The 26,105-nt window shown below is 37.0% G+C and carries 27 protein-coding genes; 2 read left to right on the top strand and 25 right to left on the bottom strand.

Annotated features, from left to right (window positions below; all coding sequences use genetic code 11):
* Nucleotides 1–110 precede the first annotated feature (110 nt).
* The 9 genes from THEXY_RS01535 to THEXY_RS01500 form a co-directional block, all read right to left on the bottom strand.
* Nucleotides 111–422: a PTS fructose transporter subunit IIB gene (locus THEXY_RS01535; protein WP_013787110.1), complete on the bottom strand. Its 312-nt coding sequence runs from the start codon at nt 420–422 to the stop codon at nt 111–113.
* A 53-nt stretch (nt 423–475) separates the two neighbouring features.
* Nucleotides 476–1,522, bottom strand: a complete 1,047-nt coding sequence (locus THEXY_RS01530; protein ID WP_013787109.1) for a PTS fructose transporter subunit IIC — start codon at nt 1,520–1,522, stop codon at nt 476–478.
* Between the two features lie 15 nt (nt 1,523–1,537).
* Nucleotides 1,538–1,987 carry a PTS sugar transporter subunit IIA gene (locus THEXY_RS01525; protein ID WP_013787108.1) on the bottom strand — a complete coding sequence of 150 codons (450 nt, stop codon included), beginning with the start codon at nt 1,985–1,987 and terminating at the stop codon, nt 1,538–1,540.
* 242 nt (nt 1,988–2,229) lie between these two features.
* Nucleotides 2,230–4,188 carry a BglG family transcription antiterminator gene (locus tag THEXY_RS01520; protein WP_013787107.1) on the bottom strand — a complete coding sequence of 653 codons (1,959 nt, stop codon included), beginning with the start codon at nt 4,186–4,188 and terminating at the stop codon, nt 2,230–2,232.
* Between the two features lie 82 nt (nt 4,189–4,270).
* Complete coding sequence (locus tag THEXY_RS12495) at nt 4,271–4,429, bottom strand: hypothetical protein (protein WP_013787106.1); 159 nt, start codon at nt 4,427–4,429, stop codon at nt 4,271–4,273.
* Nucleotides 4,430–4,497: 68 nt separating this feature from the next.
* On the bottom strand, nt 4,498–6,162 hold the full coding sequence (locus THEXY_RS01515; RefSeq protein WP_013787105.1) for a sensor domain-containing diguanylate cyclase: 1,665 nt from the start codon (nt 6,160–6,162) through the stop codon (nt 4,498–4,500).
* A gap of 176 nt (nt 6,163–6,338) precedes the next feature.
* Entirely contained in the window at nt 6,339–9,881 is a 3,543-nt protein-coding gene (locus THEXY_RS01510) for a TSCPD domain-containing protein (RefSeq protein ID WP_013787104.1), read from the bottom strand.
* Between the two features lie 208 nt (nt 9,882–10,089).
* Entirely contained in the window at nt 10,090–10,581 is a 492-nt protein-coding gene (locus tag THEXY_RS01505) for a thioredoxin family protein (RefSeq protein WP_013787103.1), read from the bottom strand.
* Nucleotides 10,582–10,590: 9 nt separating this feature from the next.
* On the bottom strand, nt 10,591–11,985 hold the full coding sequence (locus tag THEXY_RS01500) for an aspartate aminotransferase family protein (RefSeq protein WP_013787102.1): 1,395 nt from the start codon (nt 11,983–11,985) through the stop codon (nt 10,591–10,593).
* A gap of 103 nt (nt 11,986–12,088) precedes the next feature.
* Between THEXY_RS01500 and THEXY_RS01495 the strand changes: the two genes are divergently transcribed.
* Entirely contained in the window at nt 12,089–12,274 is a 186-nt protein-coding gene (locus THEXY_RS01495) for a hypothetical protein (protein ID WP_013787101.1), read from the top strand.
* A 22-nt stretch (nt 12,275–12,296) separates the two neighbouring features.
* Here THEXY_RS01495 and THEXY_RS01490 read toward each other — a convergent pair whose 3' ends face one another.
* The 14 genes from THEXY_RS01490 to THEXY_RS01425 form a co-directional block, all read right to left on the bottom strand.
* The gene (locus THEXY_RS01490) at nt 12,297–12,512 is read right to left on the bottom strand and encodes a DUF896 domain-containing protein (RefSeq protein WP_013787100.1); all 216 of its coding nucleotides are present in this window, start codon (nt 12,510–12,512) and stop codon (nt 12,297–12,299) included.
* An 88-nt stretch (nt 12,513–12,600) separates the two neighbouring features.
* Nucleotides 12,601–13,290 carry a DNA/RNA nuclease SfsA gene (sfsA, locus tag THEXY_RS01485; RefSeq protein WP_013787099.1) on the bottom strand — a complete coding sequence of 230 codons (690 nt, stop codon included), beginning with the start codon at nt 13,288–13,290 and terminating at the stop codon, nt 12,601–12,603.
* 20 nt (nt 13,291–13,310) lie between these two features.
* Nucleotides 13,311–13,682 carry a 6-carboxytetrahydropterin synthase QueD gene (gene queD, locus THEXY_RS01480; protein WP_013787098.1) on the bottom strand — a complete coding sequence of 124 codons (372 nt, stop codon included), beginning with the start codon at nt 13,680–13,682 and terminating at the stop codon, nt 13,311–13,313.
* A gap of 2 nt (nt 13,683–13,684) precedes the next feature.
* Complete coding sequence (folK, locus tag THEXY_RS01475; RefSeq protein WP_013787097.1) at nt 13,685–14,182, bottom strand: 2-amino-4-hydroxy-6-hydroxymethyldihydropteridine diphosphokinase; 498 nt, start codon at nt 14,180–14,182, stop codon at nt 13,685–13,687.
* Entirely contained in the window at nt 14,179–14,991 is an 813-nt protein-coding gene (gene folP / locus THEXY_RS01470; protein WP_013787096.1) for a dihydropteroate synthase, read from the bottom strand. The genes folK and folP overlap by 4 nt, the downstream gene beginning before the upstream one ends.
* Before the next feature lie 21 nt (nt 14,992–15,012).
* A complete protein-coding gene (folE, locus tag THEXY_RS01465) occupies nt 15,013–15,579 on the bottom strand; it encodes a GTP cyclohydrolase I FolE (protein WP_013787095.1) in 567 nt (188 codons plus the stop codon).
* Between the two features lie 131 nt (nt 15,580–15,710).
* Nucleotides 15,711–17,231 (bottom strand): lysine--tRNA ligase, encoded by a 1,521-nt coding sequence (gene lysS / locus THEXY_RS01460; RefSeq protein ID WP_013787094.1) that lies wholly within the window; start codon nt 17,229–17,231, stop codon nt 15,711–15,713.
* Nucleotides 17,232–17,246: 15 nt separating this feature from the next.
* The gene (gene greA, locus THEXY_RS01455; RefSeq protein WP_013787093.1) at nt 17,247–17,720 is read right to left on the bottom strand and encodes a transcription elongation factor GreA; all 474 of its coding nucleotides are present in this window, start codon (nt 17,718–17,720) and stop codon (nt 17,247–17,249) included.
* Nucleotides 17,721–17,875: 155 nt separating this feature from the next.
* Nucleotides 17,876–18,970: an NAD(P)H-binding protein gene (locus THEXY_RS01450; protein ID WP_013787092.1), complete on the bottom strand. Its 1,095-nt coding sequence runs from the start codon at nt 18,968–18,970 to the stop codon at nt 17,876–17,878.
* 26 nt (nt 18,971–18,996) lie between these two features.
* Entirely contained in the window at nt 18,997–19,926 is a 930-nt protein-coding gene (locus THEXY_RS01445; protein WP_013787091.1) for a DUF8754 domain-containing protein, read from the bottom strand.
* Between the two features lie 4 nt (nt 19,927–19,930).
* Complete coding sequence (locus tag THEXY_RS01440) at nt 19,931–20,455, bottom strand: hypothetical protein (protein ID WP_013787090.1); 525 nt, start codon at nt 20,453–20,455, stop codon at nt 19,931–19,933.
* Between the two features lie 103 nt (nt 20,456–20,558).
* Complete coding sequence (locus tag THEXY_RS01435) at nt 20,559–20,783, bottom strand: hypothetical protein (protein ID WP_013787089.1); 225 nt, start codon at nt 20,781–20,783, stop codon at nt 20,559–20,561.
* Nucleotides 20,784–20,796: 13 nt separating this feature from the next.
* Nucleotides 20,797–21,966, bottom strand: a complete 1,170-nt coding sequence (locus THEXY_RS01430) for a Ger(x)C family spore germination protein (RefSeq protein WP_013787088.1) — start codon at nt 21,964–21,966, stop codon at nt 20,797–20,799.
* A gap of 27 nt (nt 21,967–21,993) precedes the next feature.
* The gene (locus THEXY_RS01425) at nt 21,994–23,514 is read right to left on the bottom strand and encodes a spore germination protein (protein ID WP_013787087.1); all 1,521 of its coding nucleotides are present in this window, start codon (nt 23,512–23,514) and stop codon (nt 21,994–21,996) included.
* Between the two features lie 101 nt (nt 23,515–23,615).
* Between THEXY_RS01425 and THEXY_RS01420 the strand changes: the two genes are divergently transcribed.
* Nucleotides 23,616–24,752, top strand: coding sequence for a GerAB/ArcD/ProY family transporter (locus THEXY_RS01420; protein ID WP_013787086.1), 1,137 nt, complete (start codon nt 23,616–23,618; stop codon nt 24,750–24,752).
* On the opposite strand, the gene THEXY_RS01415 is transcribed toward THEXY_RS01420, so the two are convergent.
* Both THEXY_RS01415 and THEXY_RS01410 read right to left on the bottom strand, forming a co-directional pair.
* The gene (locus THEXY_RS01415) at nt 24,753–25,526 is read right to left on the bottom strand and encodes a type III pantothenate kinase (RefSeq protein ID WP_013787085.1); all 774 of its coding nucleotides are present in this window, start codon (nt 25,524–25,526) and stop codon (nt 24,753–24,755) included.
* A 50-nt stretch (nt 25,527–25,576) separates the two neighbouring features.
* Entirely contained in the window at nt 25,577–26,077 is a 501-nt protein-coding gene (locus THEXY_RS01410; protein ID WP_013787084.1) for an ECF transporter S component, read from the bottom strand.
* Nucleotides 26,078–26,105 lie beyond the last annotated feature (28 nt).

The raw sequence follows: 26,105 nt of genomic DNA, 5'->3' as shown, positions 1-26,105 counted from the left end.
CATATTTCACTTATCCCACCTTCACAATTTATCATATCATAAAAATCAAATTAATTGAAGTTTGTCTATGAAAACAAATCAAAATATAACAAAATGAGGAGTTAACCTCCTCATTTCTGAAGTATCTTAAGAGCATCTTCAACGACTGCCTTCGCATTTTTTATGGCCTTTTGCGCCTCTACTTTATAAATTGGTTTATCTTTGAACCTCGATTCTTCTTTCACAGCTACATCTGCTGCAAATATCACTAAGTCTGCCTCATCCACTTCTTTTTTTGATATTTTATTTTCAATACCTATTGAACCTTGTGTTTCCACTTTGATTTTATGCCCTAATTGCTTTGCCGCCTTCTCCAATGCTTCAGCAGCCATATACGTATGTGCTATTCCTGTTGGACAAGCTGTAACTGCTACAATTTTCATTTTCATCGACCTCTTTTTTGTATATTATATTATATTCATTATATGATAAATAATCATGCTGTTACTTCTTCATCTACATTTTCATCTTCTGCAACATTTTTCTTTAGACTATTTACAATTAACGCCGTCACTGCAATCCCAACTAATACTGCAACTATAAAACCTATTTTGTTATCTATGACAGGCAATACTATAGGACCACCGTGTGGTGCATGGTCACCAACTTTAAATATTGCCGCAACTGCTGCAGATATAGATGAACCTATCATTATAGATGGAATGACTCTTAACGGATCTCCTGCAGCAAATGGTATTGCACCTTCAGTAATGCCAATCAAGCCCATTGCCAACGCACCATATCCAGCTTCTCTTTCTACCTTTGTGTACTTTTTAGGAGCTAAAAGTGTTGCAACACCCATGCCTAATGGTGGAGTACATATAGCGGCCGCAATCGGACCCATTATAGTATAAACTCCTTGACCTATCATTGCTGCACCAAACAAAAACGCAACTTTGTTGACAGGGCCGCCCATGTCAAACGCAATCATGGCACCCATTATTAAAGCCAGAACTATAGCATTACCTGTAGACATTGATTTTAACCAATTAGTCATAGCCTCCATTGCTGAAGCAATAGGATTGCCTAAGATGTATATCATAAGGCCACCTACAATAAGTGATGTCAATATTGGTATCACAAATATAGGCATTATAGGCCTTAAATTTTTATGAACTTTCCAACCCTTTATCCATCTGGCCACATAACCTGCAATAAATCCGGCTACTATTCCGCCTAAGAAGCCTGCTTTCAACTGATTCGCCAATACACCGCCAACGAGTCCGGGTGCTATACCAGGTCTATCTGCGATTCCAAACGCTATAAATCCAGCGAGAACCGGTACCATCATAGAAAATGCCGCAGAACCTATATCATTCATGTTTTTAAGTACAGGATTTGTTATTACAGCTCCTTTACCTGCTTGCACACCACTTAAAGCAATTGAAAAGGCAATCAAAACACCGCCAATTACAACAATCGGTATCATGTAAGATACACCAGTCATAAGATATTCCCTAACTCTTTTCAGCTCTTCTTTCATCATGAATTCCTCCTTTTACTCAATATTTATGTCATTTAAAGCTTCCAAAATTTCAGTTTTATCATTAGCCTTTTTTAGCCTTTCCACAAACTTCTCATCCATAAGCTTTCTTGATAATTGCGATAAGATTTTAAGATGAATTCCATTTACGTTTTTGTTTGGAATCCCCAATAAAAATATTATTTCTACTGGGTTTCCATCGAGAGAATTCCACTCTATACCACGGACCGATTTTCCAAAGACTATCATCGCCTCCTTTACAGCATCTGATTTTCCATGTGGTATCGCAATACCATTGCCTACACCTGTTGTGTATGTCTTCTCTCTTTCAAACACACTTTTAACAAAATCATCAACAGAAGTGACTTTACCATCATTAAAAGCAAGTTGTGATAACTCTATTATGGCACTTCCCCTGTCTTTCGCTTCTAAGTCTAGTGTGATTAAATTTTCGTTTATTATCATATAGGTTCCCTCCAATATGCAAGTTAAATGAATTGATGAATCTTATTGCCACATTATTAAGGTAAATATATTTACTAATACACCATCACTTCTTGTATAGATTATATCGCTATATTTCGATATTTTCAATACGTTAATCGTTTATCTTTTGTTCCTGATTAATGCGGTAATAATTTATCATTTACCATGTCGTATAAAACATGTACTCTTTTATAGCAATTAAAAAAGCGGGTTTCACCGCTTTACAACATATTATTCATCAATAATTTTTCAATTTCTTTTTTGTCCTTCATTTTAAGTAAATTTTCCCTAAAATTCGTATCGTCAATATTATTGTAAAGTTTCCTAAAGAACTTACTGGCATATTTTATATCAGCAGCATTTATTGATACCATTATGACCAATGTCACATCGCCATCACCCCAGCTTATAGGCTTTTTTAAGCGTGTAACTGATATGACAGATTTGTTTACATTCTCGGGATTTCCATGTGGAATCGCAATACCATTGCCAATATATGTAGAGGAGACTTCTTCTCTTTTTAACACATCGTCCAAATACTCATTTTTAACATAGCCTGTTCTGATTAGTTCAGACACTACATACTTAAGCAGCGTTATTTTTTCTTCAAATTCTCTATCTACATCAATGATTTCTACATCAACTATCTTTTTGCTTTCATAATATTCATCTATAAAATTTTCTAATTTCTTTATATCGCTTTGTGTCAAAAGCGGTGTTATATTAATAACTGGTTTGTTGCTTTCGACCGGCACAGTAGATATAATAAAATCTACATTATCTGACGTTTCGTCATTAAGTGATAATGACGATACTATTTCAGCCACTTCTATATTTTTAAACCATCTTTCCAGTCTTACAGCTAAAAGCTGGGATGTGCCAATTCCACTGGAACATACAACCAAAGCCCTAAGAGGCTTTTTTGCCCTTTCAAAAGCCGCGCCTAAATGTAAAGTAATATATCCAAGTTCTTCTTCTCCCGCTTTTTTGCCAATGTATTTTTCAAAAACTGTACTTGTCATCCAAGCTACGCCAAATATATCTGGATAATTTTCTTTGATTTGATCCAATATAGGATTACGAAGCGTCAATCCGTACTTTAGCCTATTTATAGTGGGCTTCAAATGCAATATCAATCCATTTAAAAGTTGACTATCTCCACTAAAATCAACAGATAAAGCTTTTTCTGCTATCTTTATTATCTCTTTTGCCATCGTAACAGCTATATCAATATTTTCATCTTCTTTTATTTCAATATCTATGTCGTCGAGTTTGTTCTGCTGCATTTTTGCACCTAATATATGAAGCAAAATATATCCAACTTCTGAATCAGGCAACTTTATATTAAAATTCTCCTCAATCTCTTTGGCAGCTTTCTCTGCAATCGTATATTCTTCATGTCTTTTTAATTTGTTTAATACATCTTTTGACAATCTTATGTCTTTATTTCTTCTAAGCCTTTCCATCGATATTGCTATGTGGATAATCAGACTTATAAATGCTTCGTCAGAAAACATAAATTCCAGCCTTGATTCCATATTTGATACTATTTTTTCTAACTTTTTGTAATCAATGTCAATTAGCTCTTTTAATCGTGTTAACGTCTTATAGTCTATTCTGCCTGTGTAATCATCATACAAAAGTTCCTTAATCTCATCTTGACCTTTATTAGAGACTATTAAGCTTGCTGCGGCATTTCGCCAATTTTCTTCATCTCCAGATATCTCTATGCCATAATTGGTTTTCTTTATCAATTTCAAATTGTACTTTGAAAGCCATTCTTCCACCGATTCAAGGTCCTTGTGAATTGTAACTTTGCTTACATAAAGTTCCTCTGCAAGTTCTTTAATAGTCATATTTTTATTGCTCATAAAAAGTCTTCTTAATATATAATTTTTCCTTGCCTCCGGAGAAAATGGCTCCATAAATTTTGTAGAACTGCTTAATTCAGTAGAAAGATCAAGCTTTTTATTTTCAGGGCCTTCAATCATAATACCAGTTCCAGGTTTTTTCAATAATTTTAAACCTCTTTTAATCAAGTATTCTTCTATTTTTTTTAAATCATTTCTAATCGTTTTGTTAGAAACCCTCAACCTTTCTGCAAGTTCATCAACAACTAAAGGCTCATCAGTGTTTAATAGTATTTTAATTATCTCAATATCCCTTTCAGAAATACTCATGTTTCACATACCTCCTCCCACATCAAATCCAGTTTCAATCAAAGTATAATACAACATAAATGCCGGCGTGAACCGGCGTTTATTAGTCTTTGCTGTTATCAGCAACATTTTGATCAGTTTGATTGTAAGCATCATTAACAGATTTTTCTGCTTCATCGTTTAATGTAATGACTTGCTGTGTAAACTCGTTTGAAACTTTCTCCCTGTACTTGCTGTCAAATATATACCTAAATATCTCCATTTTGAATTCCTCCTTGAAAGATCGCTTATATATATTGTATCCACTCAAAATGAAGATATTATGAAGATTTATATTTCATACACTGCGACTCTATCTCTGCCTTTTGTCTTGCACCCGGCATAAAGAGCTCTATCAGCATGGCTTATGAGCTTTTCCGCTGATTCTGCTTTGTTTGGAAAATCAGCAACGCCAGCGCTGACAGTTATATTTATGTCACCAGCATCAGTCTTTATAGGCTTAGATGATACTTCATATCTTATTCTTTCGGCAATCACACATGCCTGTTCCGCTGTCAAGTTTGGAAGTATAACAGAAAACTCCTCTCCGCCATATCTTGCAACGATATCGTTGTTTCTAACACAGCTTTTTATCCTCGATGCAATCTCTCTAAGTACGGCATCTCCAACCATGTGTCCGTACGTATCGTTAATCTGTTTAAACCTATCCACATCCAACATTATCAGGCTCACAGGAGTCTTCTCAATAGACGACTTTGCTATACTGTCATGCAATATCTGATCGAAAAATCTCCTGTTATAAGTTTTTGTAAGAGGATCAGTAATAGACCTTTTGCTTATCTCAAAGTACCTTTTTGCGTTCATTATAGCTATTGAAGACTGTTCCGATAATGCCTCCATTATCTTTAAAGAGTCTTCATCAAATGCGTTGATTTCGTTTTGAAACGCAGATATACAGCCTATTACACCTTCCGCCCCTTTTATAGGAACTACGATTGCAGAATCGTAATATTTAGATATATTTTTGTCTGAGTAGCGCTTATCTGCTTTTAAATTGCCTATCATTACAGATTTCCCTTCACCTGCAACCTTACCTATTAGCCCTTCATTGTTCATGTACACATCTTTAAAAGCACCTATTGATTCTTCCCTGCACTTAGTCTTTTCATTTATCAAAAATCCATTGTCATCCTTCAAATAAATAGCTATTCCCGATACGGTTACTACTTTTTCCGTTTCGTACAATATTGCTTCTAAAGTTTTGTCTAAATCCAACTTCGAATTGATTATTTTCACCATTTCATATAAAGCATTTAGCCTCTGGTTGGCCTTGTAAAGATCTCTAAAAGCCTTTATGAAAAACGACAGCAAAATCAAAGGTATGACGTGATATATAAAAATAACAGTGCCAAATTTCATATACATATTAGCTAAAAATATGCCTACAGGTACCATTACAAAATAAGAAACCAACTCTAAAACTGAGCTTTCCGTCCAGTATTTCTTAAATAGAATTTTCCCTTGCGCTTTCAACGCGTAGTACAAGATAAAGTAATTTATTACAAAACTTGTAAGCACATAAATCACCACATATATAAGCTGTCCAACTGAAAATTGTCCGATTTTCCCACCTAAAATCTCATAAAGATGCCCTGCTACTATGTATGTTATGGAAAACATTGCTCCATTTAAAAATCCATTCTTTACTTTTTTTCTGAAAAATATTGTCTCGATCATGGTAGATGCAGTAGCCAAAAGAGCAGACGACTCCGCACCATATATCAAGAAAGATGCTATCGTGATTACAGGGCTTATGGAAAGCTTTATATCGGTGTACTTTATACCCAAATTGTCAAGAGTAACCATGGCTATCAGGAGTATAGCAAACAGCTTCATATCAATTTTAATGCCGTATTTAAAGCATGTGTAGATAAGAAGCGAAAACCCCACCGCAATTAACACAAAATCAAACAATGTTTCCCTTTTTTTTAACATTTTTAACCCCTCTTAATCTAATTAATGTGTTATTCGACACAAATTAAAAAAATCCTTCATTGTTAATAAACAAAATTTTATACACAAATGAAATTATATCACATCTAAAATTCATAATATGTCGTTTTTTGAGAGAATAAAAAATCTCCCCGTTTCAGGGAGATCTTTTTTAAAACTTAACCGCATTTTGAGTAGCCACAGTTTTTGCACACAACACATCCGCCTTCATGTTCTATTTCACTGCCACATTCTGGGCAAAAGCGTTCTTCTTGTGTGTCATAAGTATATGCCGCCTGTAAAGCCGCATCATCGTTTTTATGGCTGCTGCCATTTATAGGCACATCAATTGGTGCGAAGCTTTCATCTTCTTCAACTTTTAATTTCATAACTTTCTCAATGACTTTAGCAATGGCATCTGGACATGAAAGAACCTTGATTTCCTTATTATTTGCCATTTGCCTTAATGTAGAATGGCACCTTATACCTTTTAGCTGCTCTACTATTGATTTCGCATCAAGACCTGATCTTAAAGCTATGGATATAAGTCTACTGGTGGCCTCTGACTGAGACGGACAGCCTCCGGCTCGTCCTAAGTTAGTGAACACCTCGCATATACCTTTGTCATCGTAATTGACGGTAATGTACAAGTTGCCACAACCTATTCTCACTTTTTCAGTTATGCCTTTCGTCACAGAAGGCCTCGGTCTTGGGACGATTTGATTGCGACCTTCTTGTTTGTCTTCTTTCACACCTTCTTTTTCAACTTTCTTTATCCCCAAATTCAGCACTTGTGAATCACGACTTCCATCGCGATAGATGGTGACGCCTTTAAGCCCTAATTTATAAGCCAGCTCGTAAACTTCCCTTACGTCGTCTACAGTCGCATCATGTCTGAAGTTCACCGTCTTTGAAACCGCATTGTCGACGTGCTTTTGAAAAGCCGATTGCATCCTTATATGCCATACAGGATCTATGTCGTGAGCTGTTACAAAAACCCTTTTAACATCATCCGGTATGCCATCAATGCCTTTTAAAGTGCCTTGTTGCGCTATCTTCTTCATCAATTCTTCTGAATAAAATCCTCTTTTCAAAGCTACTTCCTTAAATACAGGGTTGACTTCCACAAGCTGGGTATTATCCATCACATTTCTTGTCATGGCTATTGCAAAAAGCGGCTCAATTCCACTGGATGTTCCTGCAATAATAGATATTGTGCCAGTAGGTGCTATAGTTGTAGTTGTTGCATTCCTCAATCTTATGTTCTTGTCTTTGTATATGCTTTTATCGTAGTATTTAAAAACGCCTCTCTTTTCTGCAAGTTCCATCGATGCCGCTTTAGATTCTTCATCGATAAATTTCATCAATTTATCAGCAAATTCTACAGCTTCTTCAGAATTATAAGGTATATTAAGCATAAGAAGCATGTCAGCAAATCCCATAACTCCTAATCCTATTTTTCTTGTACCTTTCGTCATTTCATCTATCTGTTGCAATGGATACTTATTTGCATCGATCACATTGTCAAGAAAATGGACAGCATTATGAACAGTATCTCTCAATTTACCATAATCTACTTCGTATTTGCCGTTTTCCTCTTTAAGCATATTTTTTAGGTTTATAGAGCCTAAGTTGCAGGATTCATATGGCAAAAGTGGCTGTTCACCACATTGATGAACTACTATTCCATTACAAATCATAGAATGTGTAACAGGTTCAGTTAAATCATACACTACTTCTTTACCAATTTTTTCAATTGCTGCAACTTCATCATAAAATTTCGTTTTATAGAATGATTTATACTTAATATTGCTAAGTGCTTTTTGTTTCTTTTCAGACATAAACCCAATCTCTTTGGCAAATTTATCACGTGATTTGCCAAAAATACCTAACTCATACAAAATACCATCAGTGCTATAAAATTTTTCTTCTCCATTAACAGAAGTATACTTAAACGTTGCTTTTCTTGGTTTTCTCGAACGATCGAATATGACACTTTTCATACCCAAATTTATAAGCAATATTTGCACATCTTGCAGTAACCTTTTACTTTTTGATGTCAATACTACCCATGAACTATTAGACTTAGGATTATCCCTAACACTTCCATCGGCTGTAAACAGTGCTTGTAGGAAACCTACAACGGCTTCATATGGAGCTTTATATATGCTTTGAGGCACTTGCTTATTTTCTGCTTTCACATTTTTTACACCCAATTTTTTAAAAAACTCTACAAGGTATTTACTATGGTATGAAAGATGATAAACACCGTTTTCTCTTTTAACTTCTTTTACATCTTTGCCATATATATTATTAATAAATGGTTTTAGGTGATACATTACTTCTACATCATCATTTCCAAAAGTAAATCCTACTCTTGTATCTTTATCACCATCTCTTAGCCAACCATCGCCTATAAGCCAGCCCAATGTCTGTCCAAGCTCTTTAGACCATTTATTAGGCAAATTTAATGTATAAGTCCTTCCATTATTTCCAGTATAAATATTATCTACTTTAAAAGGAAGTTCATAAACATTCGAAAAAAATCCATCTCCTGATTGTATTAAAATTTCATCACCAATTTTAATCCTACTAAGTTCTTTCCATCCTTTTGATGTTAAAAATCTATGATCAGGAGTTGCTTTTATCTCATAGCCTGATTTCAGTGTTAATTTGATTACATCTTTTTCTCCATTATTGTATACTTTACTTATCATGTTTAAAGATGTACCTTCACTATTCAAATCAGGGACAGCTTCTGTAATATATCCTCCATTTACTACTTGATATTGTGTCATAGGGACTCTATTATCTGTTACAATATTCAATCCCCCATTTTGATATTTATTATATATCTCATCAATTCTCATCAAACCATACTCTGTAGATACCCACGTATCCCCAGTGACACATGGGTTAGTTGATTCTATCTCACCCACAAGAGGCGTCGGATTTTTTTCGTTTATGCGATCTAAAAATACGATTCCAGGTTCTCCGTTTTTCCAAGCCATTTCCACAATAAGCTTAAATACTTCTCTGGCATTTAAGCTTTTCACGACTTTATTGGTATGCGGATCTATTAAGTCATAATCCTGTCCTTTTTCAACTGCTTTCATAAAATCTTCTGTTATTCCTACACTTATGTTAAAATTGGTGATTTCATTGTTGTCTTGCTTGCACTGTATGAATTCAAGGATATCTGGATGATCTATCCTAAGTATGCCCATATTTGCTCCACGGCGTGTGCCGCCCTGTTTTACCGCTTCAGTAGCAGAATTAAACACTTTCATAAAGCTTACAGGCCCAGACGCTACACCACCTGTCGATCTTACTGTAGCTCCTTTCGGTCTAAGCCTTGAAAAGCTAAACCCCGTACCACCGCCGCTTTTGTGAATTATGGCAGCATACTTCACTGCGTCAAATATTTCTTCCATGGAATCCCCCACAGGAAGCACAAAGCACGCCGAAAGCTGTCCTAATGGCCTTCCCGCATTCATAAGCGTGGGAGAATTAGGCAGAAAGTCCAAATTCGTCATCATCTCATAAAACTTTTTTTTGACCTTTTCCGTATCTGCGTTTATATCGTATTCTTTGTCTACATCTGAAATTGCTTTCGCAACTCTCTCAAAAAGCTCCTCAACGGTCTCAACGACGCGTCCATTCTCATCTTTTGCCAAATACCTTCTCTCAAGAACCTTCTTAGAGTTTTCAGTTAAATTCATTTAAAACCTCTCCTCATATGTATTTAACTACAATATTTTGTATGCTGATAAAGTTAATTATACATCTTATTGTGTGTTTGAACAAATCTATTCTCATTGAATTTTTCTGTCCATTTGCCGTGATTTTTCTTCATATCTTAAAATTTCTAAATTTTTATATCGTCATTTGCAAATTTTATTTGATACGCCATAAAAAAATATCCCGCCATCATGAACGGGATATTTTTTCCAAAAGCTCATCTATAATTTCTTTGTCGTATTCTCCATTTACATAACCTATTCTAAAGCTATTGTCGCCTTTTCCCACAAGTTCTTTTATGATTTTAGGCCTTTCTATCCAAATATCCAATACATTAAAATCATAGTCGAGAAATACGAATGTAGGTATCTTTGCTTCTTTGTCTTTGCAAAATGTCATCATGTCTTCTTCGTGCCCTTTTCTTTTCAATATGCGAAAATCGATTCCCAATATAGCACATATTTTAGCCATTATAGGTAAGCTTACTTGGCAGTCCGGGCACCAGCTTTCAGCAAAAGCCAAAACATTTGAAACCATGCTGCTATTTTTAATATTCTTTATGCTTTCATCTATATTTACAATCTCAAACCTGTTTTTGAAAATTTCCGTTTTTTTGTTGTCTCCACTTTTAATAAACTCATCAAAGCTTATACCGCTATCAAACAATTTATTAATATCCACAAAAATCACCTATCTGTTAAAAAATGAGCCCAAAACAGTCTTTGCGCTGGACAATGTCATCCCCAAAAGACTGCCGCTTCTCGTCATTATCTCATCCAAAGCATCTACAACTCTATCAATCTGCTCTTTAGTCACAATAAGCGGCGGTTCAAACCTTATAACGTTTGGATTGTTAAGGGTATATGCGGTTATAATATGATGTTTATTTTGAAGTTCTCCAGCCACCAATGAACCTAAATATTCGTTGGACAATTTTGATACGGCTCCTCCAGACAATTTGTCTAAAAGCCCGCCTTCTGGCTGGTTAAATTCAACACCTATCATAAGCCCTTTGCCTCTTACATCTTTTATCAATTTATGTTTTTCTTTTAGTTCCTTTAGCCTCTTTAAGAAGTACTCTCCTTTTTCTCTCGCAGCATCAGGAAGGTTTTTGTCTAAAATAAGTTTTATAGCTGTAATGCCAGCAGCACATGCCAACGTATTGCCTCCAAAAGTTGATGTATGTAAAAGACACCTATCGGTAGTTCCATATCCTTTTTTCCAAATCTCATCCTTTGCAATATACGCACCTATAGGCATCACACCGCCTCCTAAGGACTTAGCCAAGCACATTATATCAGGCACCACATTTTCATGTTCACAAGCAAACATCTTTCCAGTCCTGCCAAACCCAGTCTGTACTTCATCAAATATAAGATACGCATCGTATTTCTCAGTAAGCTCTCTCACTTCTCTTAAATATCCATCTGGCGGCACTATGACGCCGCCTTCACCTTGTATTGGTTCAACAATAAATGCAGCTACATCTTTTCCCTTTAACGCATCTTCTAATGCATTGGCGTCTCCATATTCCACCTGCACTGTGTCGGGAAGGAGAGGCATAAAGTACTTCTGGTATTTTTCACGTCCCGTAACAGAGAGAGCTCCTGCAGATTTTCCATGAAATGAATTTTTGCAGTAGACTATTTTATGCTTGCCTGAAGCAATTTTAGCAAGTTTCAAGGCGCCTTCCACTGCTTCAGCACCGCTGTTGCAGAAAAAGCTTTTCTTTAAATCGCCAGGCGTAACCATTGCCAAATCATACGCCAGTGCCCCCGGAAAATCATTTACTGCAGCCTGAAGTATGTTTGGAAAATCTTTCACTTTTTCTATCGCTTCATAAATCTCATCTGGATTGTGACCTAAATTTAATGCACCATATCCGCCAAGAAAATCCAAATATTCATTTCCATCGCTGTCCCATACAGATACGCCTTTTGCTTTCACAAAAAGTTTATCAAACTGCAACATCGACAACATAGAAACAAAATTAGAATTCACGTATTCCTTGTAATTTTCCCGCACCTGGCTCCTGTTTAGTCTAAGCGCATCATCGCACGTTATGTATTTTTGATCCTCTTTCATAAAAAACATCCTTTCTTTAAATTTAAAATAATACCATCAGTATAAATTTGTTTTATAAATGAAAAATATAATTAAACACCAAAAATCATTGGAGGTGTTTTTGATGTCAATCAGAAAGAGCCACTGGACCAACATCAAGGGAAACCGAGTGGAATTCGCTGCTGACATCTACAAGTGGGAGACAAGGCATTTTAAGCGCGAAGCAAAATCGCAAAAAGTCCAGTACAGAGCCCACAACCATGGCATAAGCAAAGATGTAAAAAGGCCTATGCACGACAAAGTCACATGAGGGAGAAACATCTCTCCCTCTTTTAATGGTGATGGTGATGATGGCAGCAATCATCGTGACAATTATCTTCATCTACAAATTTTATGCTGTCAAGCTGCTGTTTTACTCTCTGTCTTATTTCCTTTACGTACTCCATCCTTAATTTTGACTGCTCTATCTTTTCTTCATCTGTTAAACCTTCATTTTTTGATTTATGGTACAGATAATTTATCCTGTCTATCATCTCTTTTGTAATCATATATTCACCTCAATTACTAATTAATAATTATATTATATGACTTTTATCAAAAAAACAAAAGACGAGTAACCTCGCCCCATGAATATGGTTAAATTTTAATTTTAACTTCACCTTTAATGTCAATAAAGTTTTCTTTAACGTCGCAACAATATGCGTACGCTTCAACACCGGATTCAATAGCATCTTTCAAAGCAGATGCAAATTTAACATCTGTCTTTACATTTGGCGTAAAGTAAAGCACATCATCCATCTGCACGAGAAAAACGACAGCAGCCCTCATACCTTCTTCTTTAGCTTTCTTAAGTTCCATCATGTGTTTTGTTCCTCTTTCAGTTGGTGCATCCGGAAACATTACAACGCCATTTTCCTCAAGGGTTACACCTTTCACTTCTACGAAAAAAACTTCATCTTTTTTAGAAAGCCTAAGATCAAATTTGCTGTTTTTATATGTCTTTTCTTTTTCGATTACATCATAACCTACAAACTTATCTAATTTGCCTTTTAAAATGTTATCCATCACCACTTTGTTGGGAATCTGTGAATCGATAGATATAAGCCTTTTTCCTTTATAGACGAATTCTAATTCGTAAGGAGTTTTTCGCCCAATTCCTTCCCTCTTTTCAAGGACAACAGTTGCGCCAGGCACAAAAAGTTCCTTGCACCTACCTGTATTTGGAACATGAACAGTCATAATTTCACCATCTATCTCTACACGAGCTAAAAATCTGTTTATCCTCTCCAAAAATCTCCCTCTTACAATAGGGTTTTCTATAAACATTTAACGCCGACCTTCCACAGTTACTTTGTAAAGTCCTGTATGGTTACTTCAGCAAAACTCGTAGGAGTTTCCCACAGCCTTATGCTGAAAAGATGAAATCTATCATCTTTTAAAAGAGGGTCTAACTTCCTCCACATCCAAATTGCTATATTTTCACACGTCGTATTAAAGCCTAAGACTTCATTTAAGTACGCATGATCCAATTTTTTTACCACTTCACTATCAACGATAGCTTTAAGATGAGCAAAATCTATGACCATTCCCTCATCGTCTATACTGCCTTCCACCGTTACCTCCAGCTTGTACGTATGCCCATGAAGATTTTCGCACTTGCCATTGTACCTGGTCAAATTGTGGGCACTGTCAAATGTGAATACCTTTGTCACCTTCATATTTACACCACCTTGTACCAATCTCTCTTTAATAGTTTGACACCTTCTCTATCCGGCAGCCTTTCTATTATGCGAGACAATTTCTCCCCATCTTTTGTTATGTAAGGTGCAATATCATTAAGTGGAATCAACACAAAAGCTCTTTCCCACATGCGCTCATGAGGTATTTTTAAATCGTCATCATCTACAACCAAATCACCGTACAGAAGGATGTCTATGTCAATCGTCCTCGGGCCCCATCTTACAGTTCTCTCTCTTTTAAGCTCTTTTTCTACACTATTCACAACCTTTAACAGTTCATGTGGTTTAAGTTCCGTTTTTACCTTTGCTACGGCATTTAAAAATTTACCTTGATCTTTATAACCTACAGGTTCTGTCTCGTAAATAGGCGACACCTTTTCTGTGATAACAGAATTTTCTGAAAGCTTCATAAGGGCGTTTCTCAAGTATTCTTCCCTATCGCCCATGTTAGAGCCAATTGATAAAAAGACATCTTTCATCTTACCATCGCATCCGTCATCTTGGCCACTCGCCACATTTCTTTCACGTCGTGCACTCTGACAATGTCAGCACCTTTCACTATTCCAACCGCAACTGTGGCAGCAGTGCCCTCCATTCTTTCATTTACGTCAAGGTTTAAGACACGCCCTATCATCGATTTTCTTGATGTCCCAAGCAATATAGGAAGTCCCAATATTTTAAGCTCATCAAGCCTTTTCATCAATGTCAGATTGTGCTCTAAAGTCTTTCCAAAACCTATTCCTGGATCAATCATTATACTTTCCTTTTTTATGCCTGCTTTTAAGGCAATATCAATGCTTTTCTCAAAGAAGTTTATAACCTCCTGCAAAAGGTCATGGTACTCTGCCACTTCTTTATTGTGCATTATTACAACGCCAGCGCCATGATCGGCGACGACTTTTGCCATATCGGGATCTCTTTGCAAGCCCCAGATATCGTTTATGATGTGTGCTCCATTTTTAAGACACTCGTAAGCCACTTTTGACTTCATCGTATCAATTGAAATTATGGTATCTACTTCACATAACTTCTTAACTATATCATTTATCCTTGAAAGTTCTTCTTCTGCAGTAACAGGTTCGTACCCAGGCCTTGAAGATTCTCCGCCTACGTCTATTATATCTGCTCCATCTTCCATCATCTTTAAGGCTCTCTCCATGCCCTTCTCCAATGTATTGTATTTTCCCCCATCAGAGAAAGAATCAGGCGTCATATTCAATATTCCCATTATGTACGTTCTCTTGCCGATTTCCAACTCTTTATCCCTTAATTTCAACATATAAGCCATAATATCACCCTTTCCCTGTGATCATCGCTTTCCATTTATCAAGAGCATGACTTCCTCTCTTGACCTTTGATCTGTCTTAAATAATCCCCTAAGTGCAGATGTTACAGTCTTGGCTCCAGGTTTTTTTATACCCCGCATCGTCATGCAAAGGTGCTCCGCTTCTACGACGACTGCAACCCCTAAAGGATTTGCAGCTTTTACAATCGTGTCAGCGATCTCGCTGGTAAGCCTCTCCTGCAGTTGAGGCTTTTTGGCTAAAATATCGACGATTCTGGCAAGCTTTGAAAGTCCCAAGATTGTGCCTTTTCTTGGTAGATACGCCACATGGGCAACACCTATAAACGGAAGCAAATGATGCTCACACATGGAGTACATTGGAATATCTTTTACAATAACTATTTCTTGATGCTCGTCTTCTTTAAATGTCTTTATTACATCCATCACATTTTCATGAAGGCCTGAAAAAATTTCTTCGTACATCCTGGCAACCCTATCGGGTGTCTCTAACAGTCCTTCTCTTTTAGGATCTTCACCTATCGCTTCAAGAATATCATACACTGCTTTTTTTATCTTCTCTTTATCTATCATCGCCATGCTCCTTAAAAGAACTTATTTTTATATCAATATAACATTTTTTATCCTGGCGTACAAGTATTGCGCCAATTTTGACGATTAAAAATAAAAAACGGCTCTCATGAACCGTTTTTCGCTTTAACAATTTATTCGCCATCGTCTTTTGTTTCATCTTGATCCGTCCTTGGCTTCATTGTAGGGAATAATATGACATCCCTTATAGAATAAGCATCGGTCATAAACATGATAAGCCTGTCAATTCCAATACCTAATCCACCTGTAGGAGGCATACCAACTTCCAAAGCATTTATGAAGTCGTCGTCCATCATGTGAGCTTCATCATTTCCAGCTTCTCTCTGCTTAAGCTGTTCTATAAACCTCTCCTTCTGATCGATAGGGTCGTTTAATTCTGAAAATGCGTTTGCGATTTCCCTGCCGTATATAAATGCTTCAAACCTTGATGTAAGTGCAGGATTGTCGTGTTTTCTCTTGGCCAACGGAGATATTTCAACAGGGTAATCAATTATGAATGTGGGCTGTATTAGATGGCTTTCGCAAAGCTCGTCAAATACAAGAGCTATCACATCACCCTTCTTCATGCCTTCTTTGACTTCAAGATGATGCCTTTTAGCAATTTCTATAGCCTCTTCATCTGAGGATACTTTGTTAAAGTCAATATCCAGGAATTCTTTTATGGCATCGATCATAGTAAGCCTTCTCCACGGCGGCGTCAGATCTATCTCAGTACCTTGGTATATTATCTTTTTGCTGCCATTTACCTTTTCAGCTACATAAGCAAATAAATTTTCTGTTATGTCCATCATTCCATGGTAATCAGTATATGCCTCATACAACTCCAAAAGTGTAAACTCTGGATTGTGCCTTATATCCATTCCTTCGTTTCTAAACACTCTGCCCATCTCGTACACTTTTTCAAGTCCACCAACGATAAGCCTCTTTAAGTGTAGTTCCAATGCAATCCTTAAGTACATATCGATGTCAAGGGCATTGTGGTGTGTAATAAACGGCCTTGCTGCCGCACCGCCTGCTATAGTGTGAAGTATTGGTGTTTCTACCTCTATAAATCCTCTACTATCTAAAAATTCCCTAATAGCTTTTATGATTGCAGTCCTTTTAATGAAAGTTTCCTTTACAGTTGGATTTATAATAAGGTCCACATACCTTTGCCTGTATCTTAAATCAGGATCTTTAAGCCCATGCCATTTATCTGGAAGTATTTGCAATGACTTGGAAAGAAGCTTAAAATCCTGAACCCTTATAGTCACTTCACCTGTCTTTGACTTAAATACTTCACCTGTCACACCTATGATGTCGCCGATGTCAAGTATCTTAAATATTTCGTAATTCTTTTCACCCAAAACATCCATCTTGAAGTAAAGCTGTATTCTTCCATCTCTGTCCTGTATATCAGCAAAGGAAGCCTTTCCATGCCCTCTTTTGGACATTATGCGGCCGGCGATAGTGACTGTCTTGCCTTCGAATTTGTCATAATCATTTTTGATGTCAGAGGTCATATTAGTCCTATCAAACTTGTCAATGCCATAAGGCTCAATGCCTAAGCTTCTAAGCTCGTCCAACTTGTTCCTTCTAACTTTTAAAAGCTCATTTAAGTTTTCGTTGTTGTTTACTTCATTTGTATTCGCCATAATACTCCTCCAGATTTATTTGTGTATTTCTAAAACTTTGAGTTTTATTATGCCTGCTGGCACTTCCACACTGATTGTATCACCTACTTTTTTGCCTAAAAGTGCCTTCCCTATAGGCGATTCATCAGATATTTTGTTGTTCATAGGATCTGCTTCAGTCGATCCTACTATCGTGTACTCCGCCTCTTCTTTAAAATCCTCATCGTAGACTTTTACAGTGCAGCCTACACTTACTTTGTCGATGGTGATATCCTCTTCATCGATGACTTGAGCGTTTCTAAGCATGGCTTCTATTGTAGCTATCCTTCCCTCAATAAATGCCTGCTCGTTTTTCGCCTCATCGTATTCAGAGTTTTCGCTTAAGTCTCCAAATGCACGGGCCTGTTTGATTTTTTCAGCCACTTCAGGCCTTTTTACAGACTTAAGATAGTCTAACTCCTCTTCTAATTTTTTTAAGCCATCATAAGTTAAAATCACTTGCTTACCCATATTGCCAATCTCCTTTATAACAATATTGTATTTTATTCTATGTTTAAGCCATATCAATTATGATAATATTAATACACAAGCACTGCTTTATGCAGTGCTTGTGTCTATATTTTCATGTGGAATATTATAAAACAGTTTACAAATAAAGTCAAGTATTATACAGCACTAAATCTGTTTTCTTTTAATCTCCTTGCTGCATTCTTTCTCACGTTTTCTATAGTTTCCTCTGATACAGCTCTTTCAAAGCTTCTAAATCCCCCAAGTTTGAAACCATGTTTTTTTGCCAATTTTGCTATCGTATCAACTTGTTCCACCGTTAAATCTCTACCTAATGAGAAATTTTCTATCATGCCTTCCATTGCAAGTATCATTGTCTCTGCCATACACGCATAACTTGTCTTTGGAGGAAAACCAAAATTGAAGTGAAAGTCCACATCGCCTGGCACTTCCACGACACCACCTTCTATAACCAATACATCATCTCTTGCATCAGCAACTTCCTTCGATACATCCCTGGGCCTTGCCACATCACAAACGACAGCACCAGGTTTTAGGTATTCAGGCTTTATAATGGTATCTACAGCACTCGTAACTGTCACAACTATGTCTGCTGTTTTCAATGCGTCTTTTACGTCAGATGTAACTCTTGCAGCCATGCCTGTCTTCTCCAAAAGGTATTTGCTGAAGTCTTCTAATTTTTGTTTGTTTCTGGCCACCAATGTCATGTACTTGGCCTCTCTGGAAAGTATCTCAGCACACACTTTTCCTATGGAACCTGTAGCACCTATTACTACAACCTCCGAATCCCTTATATCCTTTCCCATAAGTTCAGCAGCTTTTTTTGTGCCTTCTATGGCAGTGGCGATCGTGTAACTGTTGCCTGTAGTTACAGCAATATTTAGATTTTTTGCCACTGTGATTCCTGCATCCCCAACTACAGACGTCAAAGCGCCTAATCCTACAATTTCAGCTCCCAAATTCTCTGCTATCTTGCCAGCCTTAATAATTTTTTTCATGACGTAATCCTCAGGAAGGCTCATCATCTGATTAGAGATAAGCGGTACAGCCACAAAATATCCTTCCGTTTCAGCATACTTGCTTTTTACACCTGTTATCTCCGATACTTTAAGAGGCGGCAGCATTTTTGTAAATCCCTCTACAACGCTGCGAGGCAATTTATTCATGATTTTAAACTTTCTGCTGACATCCTCGTATTCAATTGGATGTATGATAAAAGCGAACTTGTGCATGTTAAATCATCCTTTCAACAAAATATTTACTTTTCTATTGAAGCTTTTTCGCCGTTTAGATATTCTACTCTCGGCTCAAAGCCAATCCTATCGAGAAGAATATTGTAATCATCCGGTTTCATCTCAGATGGACTTTTGCCTGATAGTGATACGAGCACAGCCTCCATTACATTCGTACCAAACGACCTTCCATTTAAATTTGGTGTCGTTGTGATAAGAAGCTTTACACCTCTATCTTTAAGCATTTTTACATCATCTTTTGTGACAGTATTTGTCACGATAATTTTGTCTTTTAAATCGTCAGGCATGTACTTTTTGACAAACAGATAATCACCTGCTATTATGTCAGCTTCCTTATAGAATTTTTCGTATTTTCTGCTGTCTATTGAAAGCTGCTTATCCCCTGTAGGGTACAGCATCTCAAATGGCATTTTGACTATTATAGGTGCTATAATAGCTGCTAAACCGTAAAGAAGTTTAAGCGAATGAAGTGGTATCGGCACACCTAAGGCGAATATCATATCGCCAAGCGTCAAATCAGCACCGTACTCATGAAATGTCTGAGTCATGCCGAACCGGTCCATCGCACTTACTATGAGAACTTTCTTGCCTTTTATATCCACTATGTTGTTGTCATGTATGTACTTTATTACCCTTCTTTCAAGCGTATTCTTAAGGCCAGAACCGTCTACGATTGGCGATATCTTAGCAGCATTTTTAAGTGGAACCGCATCTTTTATGACATACCTTCTCTCCCCAGCGTAAAGATACAAGTCTATACCACCCATGCCGAATGCATCAACTTTTCCATCAAGCTCTTTTATAAGCTCTATGGCTTTCTTCATATCGCCATCTGTGCCGATTCTTTCGATTATAAATTTTTCCCCTAATATCTCCGTCTCTACTCTGTTATTCCTTGTAGATGAGCCTATGCTTACACTCACTACTCTTTTCACAAAATCATCTCCTTAAAGTATCTAAAATCTCGATTATGAGTTCAGGCTTTACAAATACATCTTCTGTTATTGGAGAATGCCCTATGTTAACACAGATCACTTCTTTGTCAAATATGGCTTCCATCAAATTTGTCCTTTTGTCAGAGCCAAGAAATATAATCGTGTCATAAGATTGTACCTTTGCGATTATGTCCATAACCATATTAAAAAGCTCTGCACCCGTCATATTATCTGCAATGCCAAGGCGCTCTTTTTCAGACAAAAGCAATATAAAATCAATGCCATAGTCTTTCAATAATTTTTCAATTTCTTCTTTGTTTTTAATTGGAAATCCTATTACTGCAATGTTTCCTCCTTTCCTCACCTCGCCTATGTTTTCTAACCTTGATATAAAACTTCTATCGACTTTAAATTTTGACGCCGTCTCCTGCTGTGAAAAACCATTAACTCTCATTTCGATCATTTTGTCTATAATGTTGTGAAGCTTTTTGGTGTTTATTATCTTTTCGCCTATTTTTACAAAATCCATATTAACCATCCTTTATGTGCACAAATTGTGCTCATACTATTTATAATTCTACTACTTTCTGGCATATATTTCAAGATGGTTTTAAGGCAAATGAAGAATTACTTCATTTGCCCCATATTTTTTCTATAGGCTTCATAAGCATCTCAATGAGCTTATTTGTAGCAGTAATCTTAACATCAAAAGCCACTAACAAATTAAGTGTATACCCGATTGCAACAAGTATAAAAAACGCTACGACTTCTTTTGTCTTTTTCTTTTTTATAAGCCCAGGCACTTCCATAAATATTACTATCAAAAATATAACTGTTACTCCCAATGCATTTAACATATATAACCCTCTTTTACCTTGGTTCAATTGGCTTTGAAGTAAGTCCAGACCTCTTTAGTGTGGCCTTCACGCTTACATTCACCTTTACGTTTGGATAAATCTCATCCCATCTATCCTTCAATTTTTCCCACACTTTAGGGTATTTTTCTTGAAGCTTCTGTCCTAATCCTGCAGAGTCAACCTTATACTTTTTCTGAACTGCATTTAAAGCATCCAAGACTTCGCTTTTTACCTTCTCTTGCTGCAGATTTTCAAGGCTTTTTATCATCTTAAGATCTGTAAGGTTGTACCTTGAATTCTGCTCTATCATGTTTGAGTCAAAATTGATTTTGACATCAAAAGAGACATCTTCACCGCTTACTTTAGGCGTGATGGTAGAATTGGCTTTTATTATAGTAAATGAAATGTGCGTCCTGTCTCCTTTTGGTCCTTTATCAACAACAAGCGATGTATTTTTTATCAAGTTATCCATCCACATTATGCCTTTTGTCTCTTGTTCTGTCAGAAATCCAACCATCTTATCATACTTAAAAGCTGCAGCACCTACAAATCTTACGTGTTGCGGCTTGCCATCTTTCTTTACGATCTCCAATCTCCCTACTATAGGTTGTACCTTTTCTGTCTCTAAAGTCTCTACAAAATGGTTTATATCGCATACATACGCTGAAGATGTGTTCTTTTGGTTTTGAATCATTCCGAGGATTTCACGGTAAGGGTACTTTTCAACATTCTTTGACAATTTCATAAGGTCATCGAGGGTTCCTCCGGATACCACCACCAGATAAGATGTCCTTCTAAACTCAGGATTCCTCGTGATAAAGTCCAGCATGCTGTAAACACCTGACCTTGCAAGATTCTCACCTATAAATATTATTTCATTGTGCTGGAGGAAAAGCGTCCTTGAAAGCTCTGTATTGAAATTCGAAAATGCCTTGGCAAAGTCGACACCTCTTGAGCTGTACACTTCATACGGCTTTCCTGCCGCAGCACCACCACCGCCTCCGCCAGAACTTGTAGCTAAATTTGCCGGCTTTAAAATTTGTACAGTGATATTGCACATCTTATCTTTGTCTATGTCCATTCCTATACCTTGAACAAACGCCAGCTCATTTATCTCCCTCTTGTCCCAGCAGCCTGTAAGAAGCAATGATAGTATGATAAACAAAATCAAAACCCTTTTCATAAACAATGCCTCCAGATGTTGATAAATTCAACCTCTTGTGTAATTCTGCCTCTTCACATTTCTCCCTGCTACCTTATGTGGTCTAAATATTTTAGCCCACCATGGTACCCTTATAAACACGTCATTTAGTTCTCTGGTGTTGGAAGGTGCAATTGGCGACAGATACGGTACTCCAAAGGACTCCAATGATGCTAAATGTGCCAGTATCATCATAAGCGCCATTATTATACCAAAAAAGCCTAATGTACCTCCAACTATTAGCATGGCAAACCTTAAAAGCCTAAATGTTATGGCTATATTAAATGCAGGTATTGAAAATGAGGCTATTCCTGTCAGTGCCACGACGATCACCGTCGCAGCAGATACAAGACCTGCCTGCACTGCAGCTTGTCCAATGACCAAAGCACCTACGATGCTTACAGCTTGACCAACCTGCATTGGAAGCCTTATCCCTGCTTCTCTCAATATCTCAAAGAAAAATTCCATCAAAAATGCTTCCATGAGAGTCGTAAACGGAACTCCTTCCCTTTGGGCTGCAATAGATATAGCCAGTGGCGACGGTATCATTTCTTGATGATACGTAACAGCCGCCACGTAGATAGATGGCAAAGTCAACGACATAAGCATCGCCGCAAGCCTCAATATTCTAAAAAGAGTCGATATATAGTACCTTTCGTAATAGTCCTCAGATGACTGGAAAAATTGGACAAAAATCGTAGGCACCACCAGCACCTCAGGAGAACCATCTGAGATGATAGCGACTCTCCCTTCCAAAAGCTCTGCAGCAATCTTGTCTGGCCGCTCAGAATGCTCAATCTGAGGAAATGGTGAAAATGGATTGTCCTCTATCATTTCTTCCAAATACCCGCTGTCTATGATTCCGTCTATGTCGATTTTATTAAGCCTTTTTTTTACTTCCTCAACGACTTCATCTTTCGCTACATCTTTAATGTAAGCTATCGCCACATCTGTCTTGGTGTACTTGCCGATTTTTAATGATTCTATGACAAAATTAGGGTTTTTTATTCTTCTTCTAAGCATGGAAGTATTAACCCTAAGTGTTTCCACAAAAGCCTCTTTTGGTCCTCTCACAACGGCTTCAGTAGTAGACTCAGATACACTTCTCTGCTCCCAACCTCTCGTACTTATCACAATAGATTTGTCCACACCGTCAACAAAAACAGGCGTATCGCCGCTTAAAATGCTTTCTACCACATCACCAAATTTTTCTACTTCCTTTAGATCTGCCGTTGTTATGAAGTAATTTAAAAGGGATTCGTAGACGTTTTTTTTGCTTAAATAATTGCCATCCAATTTTCTGCTTTCCAACGTTATAGGCTCCATTATATTGTTGTTTATAAGCGCCTTATCCACAAGCCCATCCACACAAACCAAAAAGCCTTTTACCCTTTTTTCTCCTATCCTGAATTCTCTAAAAATCACATCGCTGCTTTTGTTTAATAACGTCTTTAGCACATCTATATTTTTATCAATATCATCGTACAACCCCATTTCTTTATAATTTTCCACCAAATAAGTTCTGTCCATAAAAACCATCTCCAAATTTATTATTCCAAAAACACATACAGAATATAATTGGCACATAAATCAAATAATATTCCATGTAGAAACATTTTAAGGAGAAGAACATGTTCAAGAATATATTGAGTTTTGAAGCAACAACAGAAAAAAAGATCTCACCAAAGCAATTCATATACTTGATAGTATCAGTTGTACTGTCTACAGCAACGATATTTTTGCCGTCTATTGTTGCATCAAAAGCTGAACAGGATTCTTGGATGTCTGTAATAATGGCGACAGCATTCAGCATCCCCGTATTTTGCTTATATTACGGCATATCCGCCATATTTAAAGACAAAACCCTATTTTCCTTTTTGGAAGATATTTTTGGAAAAATCATAGGCAAAATAATCGCATCCCTCTACCTTTTATTTTTCATCCACTTAGCTGTGATAATGCTTAGAGAGCTTTTTGAAATCATGAGAAGTGCTTTTATGCCTAAAACACCGCCGATAGTCTTTTCACTTGCATTGATGATTGTAGCATCATACGCTGTCACAAAAGGATTTGTAGCAATTGCCAGAATGAACGAAGTGGTATTTCCTTTTGGGATGGGACTTTTGGCATTCGTCATTTTTTTCTCAATACCTTATGTAAAATTTGAAAATTTCCTCCCCATCTTGGCAAACGGACTATTACCACCCATGAAAGGAGCTTTGCCACTTATATCGTGGATGCTGGAAAGCGTAATAATATTAGCCATATTCCCACACATATCCGACAGCAAAAAAGTCTTAAAAAGCGGCGTAATATCTCTTGTGTTTATCTCTTTTGCACTTATGCTGGGTGTACTTGCAATAGGAATATTCGGTTCTAAAACCACTGCAGATTTTAAATTCACTGCATTAGAAATGACCCGCACCATAAGGCTTAGCAATTACTTTGCAAGGCTTGATTCTATCATAATGGCTATCTGGGTAGAAGGCATTTTCATGAAAATAACGGTTTTTACCTATATAATAGTGAAGGGATTTTCAGATGTGTTGAACTGCGACGATTACAGATTCGCTGTGCTTCCAATTGCAGCCATAATGATCCCAATGTCTGTATTTGTATCGTCAAATATAGATGAATTGTACAATTTTTTGAAAGACAAATTTTTCTACGAAACAGTCATTTTTGAAGTCATATTGCCTTTGTTTATATTTTTTGTCGCAAAAATAAGAAGGCTGGACAAAAAAACAAATGTCCAGCAAAAAAAGTAATCACACTTTTTCTATGTTTCGCTCGTATATTATCCTAAGCCCTTCCAAAGTCAACATGTCATTTACTGTATTTATAACTTTTGATTCTTGTGCAATCAGCTTCGCAAGGCCACCTGTCGCTACCACATAGGCGTTTTCCGCAAATTCCTTTTTCATCTTAGCGACAATGTAGTCCACCATTCCTGCATGTCCATAAATCAATCCTGACTGCATGCTTTCGACGGTATTTTTGCATATTACCTTCTCAGGCTTTACAAGTTCTATCTTAGGAAGCTTTGCAGTCCTCTGAAAAAGAGCATCGGCAGATATTATAAGTCCTGGTGCAATAGCACCACCTAAATACTCGCAGTTTTTAGAGACGGCACAAAAAGTAGTGGCTGTGCCAAAATCTATTATTATGACAGGTCCACCGTACAATTCATAAGCTGCCACAGCATTTACTATTCTGTCTGCACCCACTTCTTTTGGATTGTCGTATTTTATGTTTATACCTGTCTTTATTCCTGGGCCTACCACCAATGGATACACATTGAAGTATTTTATAGTCATGGCTTCCAGTGTGTGCATTATCGGAGGCACCACAGAAGATATTATGACAGCATTTATGTCGCTTAGATGCATATTTCTGTACTCTATAAGTTGTTTTATCAATATTCCATATTCATCAGACGTCTTTGACTTGTCTGTCGAGATCCTGAATGAATACAAAAGTTTCTTGCCATCGTATACGCCTAAGACGATATTTGTGTTTCCAACATCAAAGACCAACAGCATTTCGATACATTCCTTTCATGCTATATTATAAAGCAGGCGTATAGCCTGCTTTATTGCTTAACATATCTTTTTACGGATCTTACTATGATTGTTGTCAGGATAACTGCGATGACAACTTCAAATATTGTATTTTTAAGCACTACCATAAGCGCGACTTGCACTGTCAAATATTTCTTTAAAACAGCTAATCCAAGCACGCCAACTGTATTTGTAAGAGTTCCCGCAATCGCTGCAACACCAGAACTTTTCGTTAACTTATACGTGTAATAGGCTACGATTCCTATAAGCAGCCTCGGCAGTATCGCTACCACAGGGTCTGCAAATAGCGGGGTATTCTGTCTTATAAAGCTGGATACGCCAAAAATAAGACCTATAAAAGTTCCTACATAAGGTCCTTCTAATATAGAACCTATTATAGTTGGTATGTGCATCGTCGTAGCATTGGCAATGCCTAATGGTATATAACCTAAAGGGGTTGTTGCCATTACAATAGATATGGCTGATAGCATACCAGCAACTGTAATCTGTCTCACACTGAGCTTTGAAGTCATATTTACACCTCCAATCCAGTTCCATTTT

It is taken from the genome of Thermoanaerobacterium xylanolyticum LX-11 (assembly GCF_000189775.2).
In the GTDB taxonomy this organism is placed as follows: domain Bacteria; phylum Bacillota; class Thermoanaerobacteria; order Thermoanaerobacterales; family Thermoanaerobacteraceae; genus Thermoanaerobacterium; species Thermoanaerobacterium thermosulfurigenes.
The sequence above is the reverse complement of the archived record's forward strand: the minus strand, read 5'-3'. Positions and strand labels throughout refer to the sequence as shown.